This is a genomic window from Glutamicibacter sp. NPDC055354, assembly GCF_053644955.1.
This window is the reverse complement of record NZ_JBSHMB010000001.1, coordinates 72,000-88,802: the sequence shown is the minus strand read 5'-3', so window position 1 is coordinate 88,802 and position 16,803 is coordinate 72,000. Positions and strand designations below refer to the sequence as shown.

Genomic DNA, 16,803 nt, shown 5'->3' with positions numbered 1-16,803 from the left:
CCTGCTCCTACTTTCCGGTCTCTAGATCGATTTCTTCAACGTGGTCGTGCCCATCGGCTGGCAATGCCCGATTGCCGTCGCCCGAGACCACCACGATGCGGCCATTGACCCGCAGCACCTCGACCGGAGCACCGTAAAGTTCGGTGAGCACCGCAGACTGCATGACTTCATCCACGCTGCCCAGATGGAAGCGGCCTTCGGCCAGGTACAGGACGCGGTCGACATAGGGCAGGATCGGGTTGATCTCGTGCGTCACGAAGACTACCGCGCTGCCGCGCTCTGCGGCCTGGCGGTGTATCACTTCGCTGATCGCCTGCTGGTGATTGAGGTCCAGGGAGAGCAGCGGCTCGTCGCATAGCAGTACCCGGGGATCACTGGCCAAAGCCTGCGCTGCGCGCAGGCGCTGCTGCTCGCCTCCGGAAAGGTCGGACACCGCACGGTTGGCGTAGGCGGTAGCGCCGACCAGTTCCAGCAGTTCGTCGACCTTGTTGCGCACGGCCCTGCGGGCCACGCGAATCCCGGGCCGGGTTCCATCCAGTCCCAGTGCGACCAGGTCGCGAGCGCGCAGGGGAACGTTGTCCCCGAAGGGGCGCTGCTGCGGGATCAACCCCACGGCAGCCGACCCCCGGCGCACGGCCTCCCCGGCGATCGAGACCCTGCCTCGATTGAGCGCGGTGGTGCCGAGCATCGTGTTGATGAAGCTGGTCTTGCCCGAGCCGTTGGGCCCTAGAACTGCAAGGAACTCCCCCGCCGCTATGGATAGGTTGAGTTCATCCCAGAGCACGCGGGAGCCATAGGCAAGGCGCGCGTCTTCAAACCTGACGATGGGGGTCTCTGTCATTGACTGCTTTCTGGATTGCGCTGGCTGAGGATGGGCCGGCAACGAAAAACTGCGGCACCCGCAATGGGTGCCGCAGTCAATCGTATCAGTTGCGAGTCATTCGCAATATGCACTCTGGGGTGAGCTTGAGCTAATTTGCCCGTTTTTCGCTGCGAGGCGGGTTGACGCGTTTTCGCGTGGTATCGGTGATTTCACCGACCAGCACCTCGATCACGTCCTCCAGGAAGAGCACGCCGAGCGTTGCCCCCGACTCGTCGACAACCGCCGAAAGGTGGTTGCCTTCCTGCCGCATCGCTTCCAGGGCGGCCTCGATTTCGGTGTCCTGCTCCAACCGGCCCAGCGGGTGCAATGGCAAATCAAGCAGTGGCTGCGTGGAGTGGGCATCATCGATGAGCATCACGTCCTTCACGTGCCAGTAGCCCACCGGAACCTCGTTTTTGGTGATCACCATGCGCGAGAATCCGGTCTTGCCGACCTTCTTCTCGAAAGCGCGCGCGGTGGTCTGCCCGTACTCCAAGGTGAACAGGTCATCCAGCGGAACCATGCAGCTGCGCGCGGTAACCGAGGAGAATTCCAGCGCTTTGGTCAAGCGTGCGGCATCGTCCTCATCCAGCGCGCCTTCCTCGGATGAAGCATCGATGATCGATCGAACTTCAGCGGCGGTATACGAGCTGGCCACCTCATCCTTCGGTTCAATACCGAAAGCGTGCAGCACCAGGTTCGCCACGCCATTGAGCGACGCCGTAATCGGCTTGAGCACCTTGGACAGGCCGACCAGTGGCATGGCCAGCAGCAGCACGGCCTTGTCCGCAACGGAAACCGAAATGTTCTTCGGCACCATTTCGCCGAAGGTCACGTGTAGGAAGGTCACCACGATCAAGGCAATCAGGAACGCTACGGTGTCCGCAGCGGATTCGGCCATGCCGATCATGGTCAGCGGTTCGGCCAGCAGGTGGTGGATCGCCGGCTCCGAAATATTCAGGATCAGCAGCGAGCAAACGGTAATGCCCAACTGGCACACCGCGAGCATGATCGAAACATGCTCCATGGCGTACAGCGCGATCTTTGCCCGCTTATTGCCCTCGTCGGCCAAGGGTTCAATCTGCGAACGACGCGCACTCATCACCGCGAATTCGCCGGCAACGAAGAAGGCATTGCCAGCCAGCAGGACAATCAGCCAGACCAGGCCCATGAAGTCATTCATTGCCATCCTCCTGCACTGCTGGTTCGAAACGAACCTGCGAGATGCGGCGGCCATCGAGCTCGGTCACCGTGAAGGTGCCATGCTCGGTGGCGACGCGGTCATTGAGTTCAGCCAAGCGGCCCAATTCGGCGAGCATGAAGCCGCCGATGGTTTCGTAGGTCGACTCTTCCGGGATGACGTCCGTATCGAAGTTCTCGTTGATCTGGTCCGGGCGGTACATGCCCGGGAACAGCCAGTTGCCGTCGGGCTGGGTGACGGCTTCCTCCTCGTCCTCGTCGTGCTCATCGGAAACTTCGCCGACGATTTCTTCGACCAGGTCTTCAAGGGTCACCAGACCAGCGGTTCCACCGTATTCGTCCATCACGATCGCGACCTGGAATTCGGCGGCGCGCAACTGCTCAAGCAGCACATCCAGGTGAATGGTTTCCGGAACGTACAGCGCGTCGCGGGCGAACTCGCCTACCTGCAGCGCTGCGCGGCGTTCACGGGGCACCGAGACAATTGCCTTGACGTGGCAGATACCCTGGATTTCATCGGTGGATCCGGTGGTGACCGGGAAACGCGAGAAGCCGGTGTCCGCGCTGACCTCGATCAGCTCGGAAAGGGCCGCCTCGGAATCAATGGTGGACATCGAGGTTCGCGGGGTCATCACGTCGGCGGCGGTGCGCTCGGAGAATTCAATGGTGGATTCCACGAAGCGAGCGGTCTGCACATCCAAGGTGCCCAGCTGAGCCGAACGGCGGACCAGCGATGCCAGTTCCTGCGAGGAGCGGGCCGCGGAGATTTCTTCCTTGGCTTCGAGTCCGAAGAACTTGCGCAGTACCGCATTCGAGAAGCCGTTGAGCACGATGATGGCCGGCTTGAAGATGGCGGTGAAAACCAGCTGCGGGCGGGCCAGCAGCTTGCCAACCTTCATCGCCTGGGCAATTGCCATGTTCTTCGGGACCAGTTCGCCGATCAGCATCGAAAGCAAAGTGGCAACGACCATCGAGATCACCACGGCAATGGCCAGCGAACTTGCGGCCGGAATGCCGAATTGTTCCATCAACGGCTCGAGCAGCGCGCTCATTGCGGGTTCAAGCACGTAGCCGGTCAGCAGCGTGGTCAGCGTAATGCCCAGCTGGCAGCTGGACAGCTGGGTAGAGAGGGAGGTGAGGCACTGCAGCAGCGGCTTGGCGCCACGCTCGCCGTCATTTACGGCACGCTGCACGGTGCTTTTATCCAGGGCGACCAGGGAGAATTCCACGGCCACGAAGAAGCCGGTGCCGAGAATCAGCAGCAGGCCGAAAAGTATTGAGAGCCATTCCATAGGCGTTTACCGCCGCCTATTCACTGGCGTGCGAAGTTCAGTTCCAGTGCCGACAGGGCGGCAACTAGAAGGCTCCAAAAGGGAGGCGGAACTTCCTGAACATGGACTGTTGTGGCCGGCACTGCGCCCTTGGGCGGCACACCGGCTTGGAGAGTGGGATTCCATAGTGCGAATTAGTCTATCGAACGAAGGGCCATTGCGCACCACTTCGACACATGCTCGCCCAGCGGTGCTTTGGATACGCTGAACGGCATGTTAGGCGCAACACTTTCGTGACATTACATACGTGCCGTGGCCAAGTGGGCGGAAAAGTCACTAGACTGGTGCGCAGGTCTAGAAATCTTGTGGGCCGCAGTGGTCGTATCACGTCCTCGAAAGACCACCGGCTCAAGCTAGAACAACGTAGAAATCAGGGAAGAGGCGTTGCACGTGCCAGAGCAAGCACACCACCGACTTACTGAAGAGTTTGGTGGAAACGAGTGGCTAGTAGACGAGCTGTTCGAACAGTATCTCGTCGACAAGAACTCGGTAGATAAGAAATGGTGGGATATTTTCGAATCTCTCGCCGCCGAAAAGAAGGCACCAGCAGCACCGGCAGCGCAGCCGGCGCCAGCAGCGGCAGCACCTGCCGCAGCGTCTGCAGCCAACGGGCAGGGTGCGCCACGCGCCGCAGCCCAGGCCCGTGCCTCCGAACCAGCACCGGTTGCCAAGGCAGCACCAGCTCCGGCCGCTGAAGCCAAGAAGGCCGAGCCAGCACTGAAGACTGCGCCGATCCCGGCACAGGCTCCGAAGGCCACGCCGTCCACCGAACTTTTCGGTGAGGAAAAGCGCACCCCGCTGCGTGGACCAATGAAGGCCATCGCAACCAACATGGATGCCTCCCTCACCGTGCCTACCGCTACCACCGTGCGTGCCGTACCGGCCAAGGTGATGATCGACAACCGCATTGTCATCAACAACCATCTCAAGCGTGCTCGCGGCGGCAAGATCTCCTTCACCCACCTGATCGGCTTCGCCGTGATCCGTGCGCTGAAGCAGATCCCGTCGATGAACGTCACCTACGACGTGATCGACAAGAAGCCAACTGCGATCCAGCCAGCCCACGTGAACTTCGGCATCGCGATCGACATGCCGAAGCCGGATGGCACCCGCATGCTGGCCGTGCCGAACATCAAGGCTGCCGAGACCCTGAGCTTCAACGAGTTCTGGGCCACCTACGAAGACCTGATCAAGCGCGCCCGCGGCAACAAGCTGACCGCTGACGACTACGCAGGCACCACCGTTTCGCTGACCAACCCAGGCGGCATCGGCACCGTTCACTCGGTTCCACGCCTGTCCAAGGGCCAGGCCGCGATCATCGGCGTTGGCGCACTGGAATACCCGGCAGAGTACCGCGGCTCCTCGGAGAAGACCGTGGCCGCCCTGGGTATCGGCAAGCACATCACCCTGACCTCCACTTACGACCACCGCGTCATCCAGGGTGCAGGTTCGGGCGAATTCCTGAAGCTGGTCGAGTCGCTGCTGCTGGGCGAGCAGGGTTTCTACGACGAGATCTTCGAGCAGCTGCGCATCCCTTACGAGCCGGTTCGCTGGGCCGTTGACAACCAGGTCGACATCGACCTGCAGGTCAACAAGGTTGCCCGCATCCAGCACCTGATCAACTCCTACCGCGTGCGCGGCCACCTGATGGCCGATACCAACCCGCTGGAATACGTCCAGCGCAAGCACCCGGACCTGGACATCAATTCCTACGGCCTGACCCTGTGGGATCTGGACCGCGAATGGCTGGCCGGCGGCCTGGGCGGCAAGGACCGCGGCCTGCTGCGCGACATCCTCGGCGTGCTGCGCGATGCCTACTGCCGCACCATCGGCACCGAGTACATGCACCTGCAGAACCCCGAAGAGCGCGAATGGTTCCAGGCCAAGCTGGAATCCGGCTACGCCAAGCCAAGCCGCGAAGAGCAGCTGCGCATCCTGAGCAAGCTCAACTCCGCCGAGGCTTTCGAGACCTTCCTGCAGACCAAGTTCGTCGGCCAGAAGCGCTTCTCGCTGGAAGGCGGCGAATCGCTGATTCCACTGCTGGATGCGATCATCTCCGACGCAGCCGACGAGCAGCTGGACGAGGTCGCGATCGGCATGGCCCACCGCGGCCGCCTGAACGTGCTGACCAACATCGCCGGCAAGACCTACGCACAGGTCTTCCGCGAATTCGAAGGCACCGCAACCCCGGGCTCGGTCCAGGGTTCGGGCGATGTGAAGTACCACCTGGGCACCGAGGGTTCGTACACCTCGGATGCCGGCAACCAGACCAAGATCTACCTGGCTGCCAACCCATCGCACCTGGAAGCAGTCGATCCAGTGCTCGAGGGCATCACCCGCGCCAAGCTGGACCGCCTGAACCAGAAGAACACCGTGCTGCCGATCCTGGTCCACGGCGACGCCGCATTCGCCGGCCAGGGCGTGGTCTCCGAGGTACTGGCCATGAGCCAGCTGCCCGGCTACAAGACCGGCGGCACCGTGCACGTGATCGTGAACAACCAGATCGGCTTCACCACCGCGCCGAGCTCCTCGCGCTCCTCGGTGTACGCAACCGACGTTGCACGCACCGTGCAGGCTCCGATCTTCCACGTCAACGGGGATGACCCGGAGGCAGTGGTGCACGTGGGCCAGCTGGCCTTCGAGTACCGCCAGAAGTTCGGCAAGGACGTCGTCATCGACCTGGTGTGCTACCGCCGCCGCGGCCACAACGAGGGCGATGACCCTTCGATGACCCAGCCGATCATGTACAACCTGATCGAAGCCAAGCGCTCGACCCGCAAGCTGTACACCGAGGCCCTGGTGGGCCGCGGCGACATCACGCAGGAAGAAGCCGAGAACGTGCTGGCCGAGTACAAGGAGAACCTGGAGCGCATCTTCGCCGAGACGCATGCGGCCCAGACTTCGCCGATCCCGATCATCACCCCGGGCTCGACCATCAACGACCTGGAGAAGCCATTCGCCCAGGCTGCCGACGAGAACACCGTCGACGGCGCACGCGGCTCGGCCATCACCGCCCAGACGCTGGCGAAGATTGGTGCCGCCCACCTGGATATCCCGGCCGGCTTCACCATGCACACCAAGCTGAAGTCGCTGCTCGAGCGCCGCGAGAAGATGTCCCGCGAAGGCGGCATCGACTGGGGCTTCGCAGAACTGGCAGCCCTGGGCACCTTGACCATGGAAGGCGTGCCGGTCCGCCTGGCAGGCCAGGACTCGCGCCGCGGCACCTTCGTGCAGCGCCACGCAGTCTTCCACGACCGCGAGAACGACACCGAGTGGTACCCGCTGCACCACCTGGCCGAAGACCAGGCACCGCTGTGGATCTACGACTCCCTGCTCTCCGAATACGCCGCGCTCGGCTTCGAGTACGGCTACTCGGTAGAACGCCCGGATGCACTGGTCATGTGGGAAGCGCAGTTCGGCGACTTCGTCAATGGCGCGCAGACCGTGATCGACGAGTTCATCTCCTCCGCAGAGCAGAAGTGGTCGCAGTCCTCCTCGCTGGTCATGCTGCTGCCGCACGGCTACGAAGGCCAGGGCCCGGACCACTCCTCGGCCCGCATCGAGCGCTTCTTGCAGCTGTGCGCCGAAAACAACATGGTCGTTGCCCAGCCTTCCACCGGTGCAAACCACTTCCACCTGCTGCGCCGCCAGGCCTACGCCCGTCCGCGCAAGCCGCTGATCGTCTTCACCCCGAAGCAGCTGCTTCGCCTGAAGGCCGCGGCCAGCTCGGTAGAGGACTTCACCACCGGAGGCTTCCGCGAGGTCATCGGCGATGCGTCGATCACCGATGCGAACGCCGTGGACAAGGTGCTGCTGTGCTCGGGCCGCGTCTACTACGATCTGCTGGCCGCTCGCACGAAGACGAACGACACCAAGACCGCACTGGTACGCGTCGAGCAGCTCTACCCGGCTCCGGCCGAGCAGATCGCTGCCGAACTGGCCAAGTACCCGAACGCCGAGGTGGCTTGGGTCCAGGACGAGCCTGCGAACCAGGGTCCATGGCCGTTCTTCGGCTTGTACGTTGCACCGGCACTGCAGCAGAAGATCACCTTGATCTCCCGCCCGGCATCGGCTGCGACCTCCGCTGGCAATGCAAAGCGCCACGACGCAGAAAACGCAGTGCTGATCCAGCAGGCTTTCGCCCGCTAGACCGCATCGCTTGAACGCTGCTGGCCAACTGTTGCCGGCGAACTATCCGGGGGTTCCACCTCGGAGGTTCGCCGGCAACAGCGCTTTAACCCGGCGCTGGTTTTTCGCAGGGAATTGTGGGGTTTAACCAATGACCGCCTCCCCCGATGCCAGCGTTCCGACTGCTAAGGTGGGGAGCGATTCATCATTTTTGAGCCAACGAAAGGTCGCCCAGTTGGAGTTACGCACAATCCGAATTACCGCAATCGGAGATGAGCTACTGGCCGGACATGGCGACCCGCGGGGCCTGGGCTGGTTCGGCCGCGTCATGGCCCGCACCCAGGATCCGGCACTGCGCCTGCAGTCCTTCGTCCTGGCTTCCCCGGCCGAGGGATCCGAAGCGCTGGCCGAACGCTGGCTGGGGGAAGCTTCCCGCCGATTCAGCGACCAATACGAAAACCGCCTGGTCATCGCGCTCTCGGACCGCGACGTCGATCTGGATGTCACCACCGCGCGCAGCCGGCTGAATCTGGCCAACATCCTGGATTCGGCTTCGCAGATGAACATCAAGGCCTTGCTGGTCGGCCCGGCCCCGGGCCTGGATGATGCGCGCAACCAGCGCGTGGCAGAACTGAACCGCGTCTACTCGGATGTGGCGCTGCGCCGCAACCACCACTACGTCGATACTTTCACGCCCCTGCGTTCCCATGCCCAGTGGCGTGCCGATCTGAACGCTTCCGGCGGGGTGCCCGGCCAGGCAGGCTACGGGCTGATGGCCTGGCTGGTGCTGCACCGCGGCTGGTATTCCTGGCTGGAGTTGCCTGAGCCAGGCGAGGGCTAGGGACCGCCGGTCCGTTAGGAAAATGGGCCGGAAGTGTGAAAGACTATGAGCCGGCCCGAATTTTCGGGAAGCAATATTGTTCCCTCTAAGGAGTCACCATGTCGAAGCGCGCTCGTAAGCGTCGCGATCGCAAGCGTGGCGGTGCCAACCACGGCAAGCGCCCAAACAGCTAAGCGAAGCGAACAAAAAAGAACCCCGTACCCTTCGAGATCAACTCGGAAGATACGGGGTTTCTCTTTGCCGTGCTAGTGGCCTGATTCCACGCGGATCTGCGAGATCCGCGCGATGATGCTGGCCTTCAAGGTCTGCGGGGCATGCTCCTGGCAGCTGCGGCGCACCACCGAGCGGATGATGCACTCCAGATCGTACTGCTCGGTGCATTCCGGGCAGCCATCCAGATGGGACTTGACCTCCTTGAGGTCATCGAGCGTCAGCGCTCCGTCGAGGTACTCGTAGATGCGGACGATGCGGTCATCGGCGCAATCACCCATTGAATTGCAATCCATCTTATTTCGCTCCTCGGTCAGCCTTGGCGGCACTCTTGCTCTGGGTGCCGGTGGCGATCCCACGATCTGCTGCGTAATCGGCCAGCAGTTCCCTCAAGTTCTTCCGTCCGCGATGCAACCGGGACATCACGGTGCCGATCGGCACGCCCAGGATCTCGCTGGCTTCCTTGTAGCTGAAGCCCTCGACATCCACGAAGTAGACGGCCATGCGGAAATCCTCGCCGATCGACTGCAGCGCGGCTTTCACATCCGAATCCGGAAGATGGTCCAACGCCTCGGCCTCGGCTGAGCGCAAGCCGGTCGGCGAATGCTCCATCGCCTGGGCCATCTGCCAATCCTCGACCGTATCGGTGGAAGTGCGCAGCGGCTCGCGTTGGCGCTTGCGGTACAAATTGATGTACGTGTTGGTCAGGATGCGGTACAGCCAGGCCTTCAGGTTGGTGCCCGGCTTGTACTGGTGGAAGGCGGAATAGGCCTTGGTGTAGGCCTCCTGCACCAAATCCTCGGCATCCGACGGGTTGCGCGCCATGCGCAGGGCAGCCGAATAGAGCTGGTCCACGTACTGCATCGCGTCACGCTCGAAGCGTTCGCGGCGCTGCTGCTCGGACTCGGAGGCCACATCGGGCAAATTCTCGTCCACACTCTTGTTGTTCATCACTGCCGAGTCTACGCGTTCGAACGGCTTTATGCGCGTGCCAGCGCGGGCCCGGGCCGGCCGCGGTTGCTCGGCGACGGCGCAAGCGGTGCCGCCGGCGTTTGAAGTGTCCTGTCGTATCGTCACAGTAGGTATAACCAGCGGAGCTAAAGCCTTATTCCCGCACCGATCTCGGCTAGAATTAGGCAGTGGGCGCACAGTACTTGCGGTACTGCCAGCGGCCCCGAATTGAAGCCTCGAGCCTAAGGATCTACCAATCAGCACTGCAAGCGCCCCCGGGAGCCCCCTCGATCAGCTGCACGACGCAGAAAAGAACTGGTGGGCAGCGCCCTATGCCGCCGCCGGACTGGATGCAACCGTCCCGGTGCCAGCTTCGAAGTCGCTGACCAACCGGTATCTGATCCTTGCGGCCCTGGCCTCCTCGCCATCCACGATCCACAACACGCTGATCAGCCGCGACACCGAGCTGATGCTCAGCGCCCTGGCCGGATTCGGGGTCGGGATCAAGCGCACCGAGCAGGCCGACGGCTCCACCACCGTGGACATCACCCCGGGCCAGCTGGCCGCCGGACCGCTGGCGATCGACTGCGGCTTGGCGGGCACGGTGATGCGCTTCGTTCCCCCATTGGCTGCCGTCGCCGGCGCCAAGGTGGCCTTCGACGGCGACGCCGCGGCCCGCGTGCGGCCCATGGCCCCGGTACTGGACGCGCTGGCAGCCTTGGGCGCCCGCATCGACTACGCCGGGAGCACCGGCATGCTGCCCTTCACCATTGATGCCAGCGAGCTGAAGCAGGATGCCGAAGTGGTCATCGACGCGTCGGGCAGCTCCCAGTTCATCTCCGCGCTGCTGCTGGTTGGCCAGGCACTGCCCGGCGGGCTGAAGCTGCGCGCCGCGCCGGGGCCTATCGCTTCCCCGGACCACATCGCGATGACCGTCCAGACCCTGCGCGATTTGGGCGTAGAGGTAAGCGTCGATGCCGATGCGCGCGGCTGGAGCATCGTCCCGGGCCAGCTGGCGGGCTTCACCGTCACCGTGGAACCGGACCTGTCCAACGCCGGACCGTTCCTGGCCGCCGCGCTGGCGAGCCATGGCACCGTGCGCGTGCCCTTCTGGCCTGCCAGGACCACCCAGGTCGGCGGCAAGTGGGTAGAAATACTGGCCGCGATGGGAGCGGAAGTCAGCCACGGCGGCGACGGCGTGCTCACCGTGCGCGGAACCGGAGTCATCCGCGGCATCGACTACGCCGATGCCTCCGAGCTGGCCCCTACCCTGGCAGCACTGTGCGTGCTGGCCGATTCGCCGAGCAAGCTGACCGGCATCGGGCACCTGCGCGGCCATGAAACCGATCGGCTGGCCGCGCTGGAAACCGAATTGTCAAAGGTGGGCGCCAGAATCACCGCCACCGCGGACGCGCTGGAAATCGTTCCCGGAGCCCTGCAGGCAGCGGATATCGATTCCTACGAGGACCATCGCATGGCGACCGCCGGTGCCCTGCTGGGCCTGGCCATCGACGGGGTGCGCGTGGAAAACATCGCCACCACCGCCAAGACCATGCCGGATTTCCCGCAGCTATGGTCCCGCATGGCGGCTACCGCAAAGGGCCAGGGCTAATGCGCTACTCCGACTACGACGAATCCTCGGTCCGCGTCCGCCCCAACAAGAAGGGCAGCCGTCCGCGCACCAAGGACCGCCCGGCCTACGAACAGGCGGTCATCGGCCGCATCATCACCGTGGACCGCGGCCGCTACACCGCAATCCTGGATGAGGACACCGCCACGGAGCGCATCGTCATCGCCGCCCGGGCCCGCGAGCTGCGCCGCCAGGCGATCGTGCCCGGGGACCTGGTGGGACTGGTGGGCGACACCTCCGGAAAGCCCGATACCCTGGCCCGGCTGATCCGCATCGAAGAGCGCACCACGCTGCTGCGCCGCAGCGCCGACGACACCGACGCCACCGAGCGCGTGGTCGTCGCCAATGTCGACAAGCTGGTCATCGTCGTGGCCGCCGCCAATCCCGAGCCGCGCACCGGCTTCGTGGACCGCGCGCTGGTCGCCGCCTTCGACGCCGGCATCCAGCCGGTGCTGTGCGTGACCAAGGCGGATGTGAAGGATCCGGCCGACTTCCTCAAGCACTACGAGGGACTGGAGTTCCCCGTGGTCATCTCCCGCACCACCACTGCCGACGCCTCCGGCGTGGACGCGCGCGGCGCCGACGGTTCCAGCGCCCGGCTGGGTGCCGGCGCGCTGGCCGAACTCGAAGAGATCCTCTCCGGCTGCGTCTCGGTAGTGCTGGGCCACTCCGGAGTAGGCAAGTCCACCCTGGTCAACGCCCTGACCGGTTCGACCCGCGCCACCGGGCACGTCAACGCGGTCACCGGCCGCGGACGCCATACCTCGTCCAACGCCCTGGCCCTGCGCTTGGGCGACACCCCTGGATCCTGGCTGATCGACACCCCCGGCATCCGTTCTTTCGGGCTGGGACTGGTAGACCGGGACAATATCCTGGCCGCCTTCGAGGACCTGGCAGAAATCGCCACCGGCTGCCCGCGCGGTTGCACCCATGCCGCCGGCGAGGCGGGTTGCGCGCTGGAAGCCTGGGCCGAAAATGCCGAAGGCACCCAGGCCGCTGACCGGTTGGCCTCCTACCGCCGGCTGGTCACCACCGAGGAAACCACGCACGAAAAGGAGCTCGGCGCGCTCTAGGCGCCCGCAACACCATGGCTGAATACACCCTGCAGCAAGATCTCGACTTCGCCCTGGCTCTGGCCGGGAAGGTCGACGCCTTCACCCTGGCCCGCTACGGCGCCAACGACCTGGTGGTCGAATCCAAGCCGGACATGACCCCGGTCTCCGACGCCGACCGCGGCGCCGAGCAGCTGATCCTGGCCGAGCTGGCCGCCCACCGCCCCGATGATTCGGTGCTCGGCGAAGAATTCGGCGTGCACGGAACCGGCTCCCGGCGCTGGATCATCGACCCGATCGACGGCACCAAGAACTTCGTGCGCCGTGTACCCGTCTGGGCCACGCTGATCGCGCTGGAGATCGACGGCGAACCGGTGCTGGGAGTCATCTCCGCCCCGGCCATGACCCGCCGCTGGCATGCCGCGAGCGGCCTGGGCGCGTACGTCACCGAACCGGGTGCCACCGCCGGTACCACCGCCACCCGACAGATCAAGGTCTCCTCGGTGAGCGAGCTGTCTGACTCCTCGCTGGCCTACGCCTCGCTGAACGGCTGGAAGGAGGCCGGCAAGCTCGAGGGCTTCCTGGAACTGCTGGATACCGCGTGGCGCACCCGCGGCTACGGGGATTTCCTGTCCTACGCGCTGCTGGCCGAAGGCGCGGTCGATGCGGCCTTCGAACCCGAACTGGAGCTCTACGACATGGCCGCCCTGGTGCCGGTGGTACGCGAAGCCGGGGGCCGCTTCACCTCGGTGGCCGGAGAAGAGGGCTGCCATGGCGGCAACGCCCTGGCCACCAACGGCAAGCTGCACGAGGCGATCCTTCCCTACCTGAACCGCAGCTAGGCAGCACGAGGACGATGGCAACCGCACGACGCGGGCCGGCCGGGCTGACCACCAGCGAAGAGGACTACCTCAAGGCGGTGTACCTGCTCACCGAATGGGAAGACACCGAAGTGGGCACCGGCGCGCTGGCCGACCAGCTGGGCTTGTCCCCTGCCTCGGCCACCGCCATGGTGCAGAAGCTCGCAGCCAAGCACCTGGTCCATCACGTGCCGCGCGGGGCCATTACGCTCAGCGGCACCGGCCGGCGCGAGGCCTTGCGCATGGTGCGCCGCCACCGCCTGCTGGAAACCTTCCTGCGTGATGAGCTGGGCTACGGCTGGGACGAGGTGCATGACGAGGCCGAGGCCCTGGAGCACACCGTCACCGACCGCTTCATCAACGCCCTGGAAGCCCGGCTGGGCCACCCGCGCCACGATCCGCATGGCGACGCGATTCCCAGCGCGGAAGGGGAACTGCCGGTCTCCGGGGCCATCCGGCTTGACCGCTACTCCGGTGCCCGGGCCGTCATCGACCGGATCAGCGATGAAGACCCCCAGTTCCTGCGTCGTGCCGCCGCCCAGGGGCTGGTTCCCGGGGCGGTCATCGAGCTGCCGCATCAGCTGGATTTCATTGAGGCTTCGCTGATCTGGGTGCGTAAAGCCTAGCTGATTGCCGGCTGTGCAAGAATTAAAACCAGCGACGCGCTGCACGGTGCGCCCCACTGCCAAAGGGAGGGCCATTGGAGACACGACCGATCATCCTGGGCATCCCGGATCGCCTCGATCCCCACGTTCTGGACGCAGCCGCAGACCTCGCCGGCGCGCTCGGAGCGCGGTTGCTTTGCGTCCACGTGGATCCCACCCGCTATCGGCTCGAAGAGCTTCCCGATGGCACCATCCGCAGCGCACCGCTGGATCCCGAATCCGGGGACGAAGCAATTGAGCGTTTCCCGGCACGGCTTCTGCAGCAGCTCGAAGCCCAGCTCGGCGGATCGGGACTGGAATGGCAGGCGCATGCCGCGGCCGGTGGCCCCGGTCAGCAGCTGTCGCATCTTGCCCTGCAGCATGATGCGGCGCTGATTGTGCTCGGGGTTCGGGAGCGTTCTATGGCCAACACTATTGGGGAACTGCTCAACGGTTCGGTAGCGGTGCATCTGACCCATCGACAGCGCCATCCGGTGCTCCTCATCCCGCCACTCCGCGCAGAACAGATTCGCAATTCATGACCCGTCCGCCAACACCCATGGCCCAGCGCCCCGCGCAGGGTTCCTTCCTCAACCCGCGTTTCCTGCTGCTGGTATTCCTTGGTGGCGCTGCCGGTACTGCCTGCCGGCAAGGCCTGGGCCTGCTGCTGCCAGATCCCGGCGGTTTCCCGATCGCGATTTTCCTAGCCAACATGCTGGGGGCGTTCCTGCTCGGCCTGCTGCTCGAGGCGCTTTCGCATCCCGGCCTCGACGAGGGCAAGCGTCACCGGCTGCGGCTGCTGCTGGGCACCGGTTTCCTGGGCGGCTTCACGACCTACAGCGCGCTGGCCACCGGCAGCATGCAGATGTTCGCATCCGGCGCAACGCTCCATGCCCTGGGTTACGCACTGTTCACGGTGTTCTTCGGTGCATTGGCAACCTGGTGCGGAATCGCCGCCGGTGCTAGGCGCATGGCCCGGAAATCGGGAGGGCTTCACTAGTGCTCTCCCCCGGCTTATTTCTTATCGTTGCGCTCTGCGGCGGCCTTGGCGCCTGCCTGCGTTTCGTGGTCGATGCCCTGATCAAGCGGTGGCTTCCGGCCCCGCTGCCCTGGGGCACGATCCTGGTCAATCTCTCCGGCTCCTTCGCGCTGGGTGCGCTGACCGGGCTGATGGCCCAGCAGTTGTTGTCGGCGCAATGGCTTGCGGCCATAGGTTCAGGACTGCTCGGCGGCTACACGACGTTTTCGGCGGCCAGTTTCGAAACTGTCCGGCTGCTCCAGGCCGGCCGCCTCGCAGCCAGCCTGGCCAATGCATTGGGGACCCTCGCTGGAGCGGTGCTCGCGGCATTGCTCGGCTACCACGTCGCTGGGCACTTCTAGCCGCAAACGAAAAATGCCAAGCCTTTCGGCTTGGCATTCCATCAGTTCTAGCGTGCTGCCCGGCGTCCCTTGGGAGCACCCGCTCGTGCCCGGCTCGGAACTTGCTTCGGTGGCTGCTTGGTTCGATCGTGCGGGACCACGTATCCGCCGGTGGCGATGACCAGAATGGCGCTGATGCCGGTCAACGCAAGCATTCCGATGGCCCAAATCTGCGATTGATCGTAGAAGGAATGGTCGACGCTCAGCCACAGCACGTAGGCGCCGATGAGGTAAATGATATGGACCAGGAGCAGACGGGTTCGCAGCCTCAACTTGATGACGGCTTTCGGCGAGAAGAAAATCGACCAGAGGATCAGCAGCGGGACAACTACTACAAGGATTGCTGGAATTGTCGGCCATGGGATGAAAGCGATAGCGGCTAGTGCCGCGGCGAAAAGCAATCCTACTTCCAAGAGGAAGGCAACTGCCGCATAGCTTGCTGAAAGGAAAGGCGATACCCGCTGGGAACTGTTTTTACCCATCGACTTCAATCTCACTCCGTTTCTGCACACGCTGTCGTTTCGAAAGCCTTGGACTTTCATTTCAAGTCTATGTGTAAATTCTCCATCCCGCGAACAGGCTCGCGATGTGACTGCGGACTCCGAAACAAACAAAAAGCTCCGGAGCCAGACCTATGGGCCTGGCTCCGGAGCTGGATATTGTGGAGATGGGGAGAATTGAACTCCCGTCCGATGTGGTGTTGCCAGGTCTTCTCCGGGCGCAGTTTGCTGCGGATTTTCTCTGCCCCAACCATCACGCAAACATGTGGTTGATCCGGGCACAGTTGCCTAAATGTGTATCCAGAAGCGGCAACATCCGCTGGATACATTGGCTATCTAAATGACGTTAGGAACAGGGGCGATAGCGTCCCCTGGCTAACGGACCGTCTGGCTGCTTAGGCAGCGAGAGCGAAGTCAGTGCGCTTTGATTCGGCACTTATTGGTTTGCAAAGGGCGTTTACGAGATAACTTTGCGTCCTCGGCCCGCTTCATCTGTCGCGACTCACACCGTCGAAACCGATCATCCCCGTATTTTGTTGTCAGTCCCGGTCTCCCGGGTACAACCACACCCTAGGGCGTGTCTACCAATCATAGCGCACTGCCCGGGTTTCCCCCAATGCGAAATGCGCCACAAGCTAGCCTTATGCGTTTCCGCGGTTGCGTTCGCGCATGGCACGCAACGCCTCGCGATTATCCTGCTTTTCCCTCAAGGTCTGGCGCTTGTCGTATTCGCGCTTACCGCGGGCAACGCCGATCTCCAGCTTCGCCCGACCGGATTTGAAGTACAAGCTCAGCGGGACGACGGTCAGGCCGGCTTCACTGATTTTGCGTTCGATCTTGAGCAGTTCCTGGCGGTGCAGCAAGAGCTTGCGGCGACGACGGGCCGCGTGATTGGTCCACGATCCATTGAGGTACTCGGGGATGTAGACGTTCTCGATGTACAGCTCGCCACGGTAGAACTGGCCGAAACCGTCAACCAGCGAGGCCTTGCCTTCGCGAAGCGACTTCACCTCAGTACCCGTGAGCACCATGCCAGCTTCGAAGGTGTCGAGTATTTCGAAATCGTGGCGCGCCTTGCGGTTGCTCGCGATTACTCGATCTTCTTGATTCTTCTTAGCCACGTTACTCCTTGCATGTCGCGGGCGGATTCCCGCGCACAGATTACAAGTCTAGCG

17 protein-coding genes and 1 other RNA gene are annotated in these 16,803 nt (G+C 63.6%); 10 read left to right on the top strand and 8 right to left on the bottom strand.

The window, feature by feature from the left end:
- Positions 1–7: 7 nt before the first annotated feature.
- From ACWICV_RS00430 to ACWICV_RS00420, 3 genes are all read right to left on the bottom strand, one after another.
- Positions 8–841 carry a metal ABC transporter ATP-binding protein gene (locus tag ACWICV_RS00430; RefSeq protein ID WP_105662569.1) on the bottom strand — a complete coding sequence of 278 codons (834 nt, stop codon included), beginning with the start codon at positions 839–841 and terminating at the stop codon, positions 8–10.
- 130 nt (positions 842–971) lie between these two features.
- A complete protein-coding gene (locus ACWICV_RS00425; protein WP_332594812.1) occupies positions 972–2,045 on the bottom strand; it encodes a hemolysin family protein in 1,074 nt (357 codons plus the stop codon).
- Positions 2,038–3,354 carry a hemolysin family protein gene (locus tag ACWICV_RS00420; protein ID WP_105658381.1) on the bottom strand — a complete coding sequence of 439 codons (1,317 nt, stop codon included), beginning with the start codon at positions 3,352–3,354 and terminating at the stop codon, positions 2,038–2,040. The genes ACWICV_RS00425 and ACWICV_RS00420 overlap by 8 nt, the downstream gene beginning before the upstream one ends.
- Positions 3,355–3,783: 429 nt before the next feature.
- Here ACWICV_RS00420 and ACWICV_RS00415 point away from each other — a divergent pair, with 429 nt between their 5' ends.
- The 3 genes from ACWICV_RS00415 (at position 3,784) to ACWICV_RS00405 (ending at position 8,535) form a co-directional block, all read left to right on the top strand.
- The gene (locus tag ACWICV_RS00415; protein WP_454090936.1) at positions 3,784–7,542 is read left to right on the top strand and encodes a multifunctional oxoglutarate decarboxylase/oxoglutarate dehydrogenase thiamine pyrophosphate-binding subunit/dihydrolipoyllysine-residue succinyltransferase subunit; all 3,759 of its coding nucleotides are present in this window, start codon (positions 3,784–3,786) and stop codon (positions 7,540–7,542) included.
- A 214-nt stretch (positions 7,543–7,756) separates the two neighbouring features.
- Complete coding sequence (locus ACWICV_RS00410; RefSeq protein WP_105662568.1) at positions 7,757–8,362, top strand: GDSL-type esterase/lipase family protein; 606 nt, start codon at positions 7,757–7,759, stop codon at positions 8,360–8,362.
- A gap of 98 nt (positions 8,363–8,460) precedes the next feature.
- Positions 8,461–8,535 carry a 50S ribosomal protein bL37 gene (locus ACWICV_RS00405; protein ID WP_369299107.1) on the top strand — a complete coding sequence of 25 codons (75 nt, stop codon included), beginning with the start codon at positions 8,461–8,463 and terminating at the stop codon, positions 8,533–8,535.
- 72 nt (positions 8,536–8,607) lie between these two features.
- On the opposite strand, the gene rsrA is transcribed toward ACWICV_RS00405, so the two are convergent.
- Both rsrA and ACWICV_RS00395 read right to left on the bottom strand, forming a co-directional pair.
- A complete protein-coding gene (rsrA, locus tag ACWICV_RS00400) occupies positions 8,608–8,868 on the bottom strand; it encodes a mycothiol system anti-sigma-R factor (RefSeq protein ID WP_105658379.1) in 261 nt (86 codons plus the stop codon).
- Position 8,869: 1 nt separating this feature from the next.
- Positions 8,870–9,523, bottom strand: a complete 654-nt coding sequence (locus tag ACWICV_RS00395) for a sigma-70 family RNA polymerase sigma factor (protein WP_166650812.1) — start codon at positions 9,521–9,523, stop codon at positions 8,870–8,872.
- A 295-nt stretch (positions 9,524–9,818) separates the two neighbouring features.
- On the opposite strand from ACWICV_RS00395, the gene aroA reads away from it, so the two are divergent.
- The 7 genes from aroA (at position 9,819) to crcB (ending at position 15,089) form a co-directional block, all read left to right on the top strand.
- Positions 9,819–11,135 (top strand): 3-phosphoshikimate 1-carboxyvinyltransferase, encoded by a 1,317-nt coding sequence (gene aroA, locus ACWICV_RS00390; RefSeq protein WP_454090979.1) that lies wholly within the window; start codon positions 9,819–9,821, stop codon positions 11,133–11,135.
- The gene (gene rsgA, locus ACWICV_RS00385) at positions 11,135–12,226 is read left to right on the top strand and encodes a ribosome small subunit-dependent GTPase A (RefSeq protein ID WP_454090937.1); all 1,092 of its coding nucleotides are present in this window, start codon (positions 11,135–11,137) and stop codon (positions 12,224–12,226) included. The genes aroA and rsgA overlap by 1 nt, the downstream gene beginning before the upstream one ends.
- A 14-nt stretch (positions 12,227–12,240) precedes the next feature.
- On the top strand, positions 12,241–13,047 hold the full coding sequence (locus ACWICV_RS00380; RefSeq protein ID WP_454090938.1) for an inositol monophosphatase family protein: 807 nt from the start codon (positions 12,241–12,243) through the stop codon (positions 13,045–13,047).
- 14 nt (positions 13,048–13,061) lie between these two features.
- Positions 13,062–13,691 (top strand): metal-dependent transcriptional regulator, encoded by a 630-nt coding sequence (locus ACWICV_RS00375; protein ID WP_454090939.1) that lies wholly within the window; start codon positions 13,062–13,064, stop codon positions 13,689–13,691.
- A gap of 74 nt (positions 13,692–13,765) precedes the next feature.
- Positions 13,766–14,251, top strand: a complete 486-nt coding sequence (locus ACWICV_RS00370; RefSeq protein WP_454090940.1) for a universal stress protein — start codon at positions 13,766–13,768, stop codon at positions 14,249–14,251.
- Positions 14,248–14,709, top strand: a complete 462-nt coding sequence (locus ACWICV_RS00365) for a CrcB family protein (RefSeq protein WP_402473785.1) — start codon at positions 14,248–14,250, stop codon at positions 14,707–14,709. The genes ACWICV_RS00370 and ACWICV_RS00365 overlap by 4 nt, the downstream gene beginning before the upstream one ends.
- Complete coding sequence (crcB, locus tag ACWICV_RS00360; protein ID WP_400290723.1) at positions 14,709–15,089, top strand: fluoride efflux transporter CrcB; 381 nt, start codon at positions 14,709–14,711, stop codon at positions 15,087–15,089. Before ACWICV_RS00365 ends, crcB begins: the two co-directional genes overlap by 1 nt.
- Before the next feature lie 47 nt (positions 15,090–15,136).
- Here the strand turns inward: crcB and ACWICV_RS00355 are convergent, their stop codons facing one another.
- From ACWICV_RS00355 to smpB, 3 genes are all read right to left on the bottom strand, one after another.
- Positions 15,137–15,610 (bottom strand): DUF2568 domain-containing protein, encoded by a 474-nt coding sequence (locus ACWICV_RS00355; protein ID WP_166650814.1) that lies wholly within the window; start codon positions 15,608–15,610, stop codon positions 15,137–15,139.
- Between the two features lie 177 nt (positions 15,611–15,787).
- Positions 15,788–16,156, bottom strand: a transfer-messenger RNA (tmRNA) gene (gene ssrA, locus ACWICV_RS00350).
- A gap of 113 nt (positions 16,157–16,269) precedes the next feature.
- Positions 16,270–16,749, bottom strand: coding sequence for an SsrA-binding protein SmpB (gene smpB, locus ACWICV_RS00345; RefSeq protein WP_105658370.1), 480 nt, complete (start codon positions 16,747–16,749; stop codon positions 16,270–16,272).
- Between the last annotated feature and the right edge of the window lie 54 nt (positions 16,750–16,803).

What these genes read in the sequence shown, in the direction of transcription:
- ACWICV_RS00365 (WP_402473785.1), top strand. Translation starts at nt 14,248, where the DNA reads ATGACCCGTCCGCCAACACCCATGGCCCAGCGCCCCGCGCAGGGTTCC.
- ACWICV_RS00430 (WP_105662569.1), bottom strand. Translation starts at nt 841, where the DNA reads ATGACAGAGACCCCCATCGTCAGGTTTGAAGACGCGCGCCTTGCCTAT.
- ACWICV_RS00420 (WP_105658381.1), bottom strand. Translation starts at nt 3,354, where the DNA reads ATGGAATGGCTCTCAATACTTTTCGGCCTGCTGCTGATTCTCGGCACC.
- ACWICV_RS00375 (WP_454090939.1), top strand. Translation starts at nt 13,062, where the DNA reads ATGGCAACCGCACGACGCGGGCCGGCCGGGCTGACCACCAGCGAAGAG.
- ACWICV_RS00425 (WP_332594812.1), bottom strand. Translation starts at nt 2,045, where the DNA reads ATGAATGACTTCATGGGCCTGGTCTGGCTGATTGTCCTGCTGGCTGGC.
- rsrA (WP_105658379.1), bottom strand. Translation starts at nt 8,868, where the DNA reads ATGGATTGCAATTCAATGGGTGATTGCGCCGATGACCGCATCGTCCGC.
- rsgA (WP_454090937.1), top strand. Translation starts at nt 11,135, where the DNA reads ATGCGCTACTCCGACTACGACGAATCCTCGGTCCGCGTCCGCCCCAAC.
- ACWICV_RS00395 (WP_166650812.1), bottom strand. Translation starts at nt 9,523, where the DNA reads ATGAACAACAAGAGTGTGGACGAGAATTTGCCCGATGTGGCCTCCGAG.
- ACWICV_RS00380 (WP_454090938.1), top strand. Translation starts at nt 12,241, where the DNA reads ATGGCTGAATACACCCTGCAGCAAGATCTCGACTTCGCCCTGGCTCTG.
- ACWICV_RS00355 (WP_166650814.1), bottom strand. Translation starts at nt 15,610, where the DNA reads ATGGGTAAAAACAGTTCCCAGCGGGTATCGCCTTTCCTTTCAGCAAGC.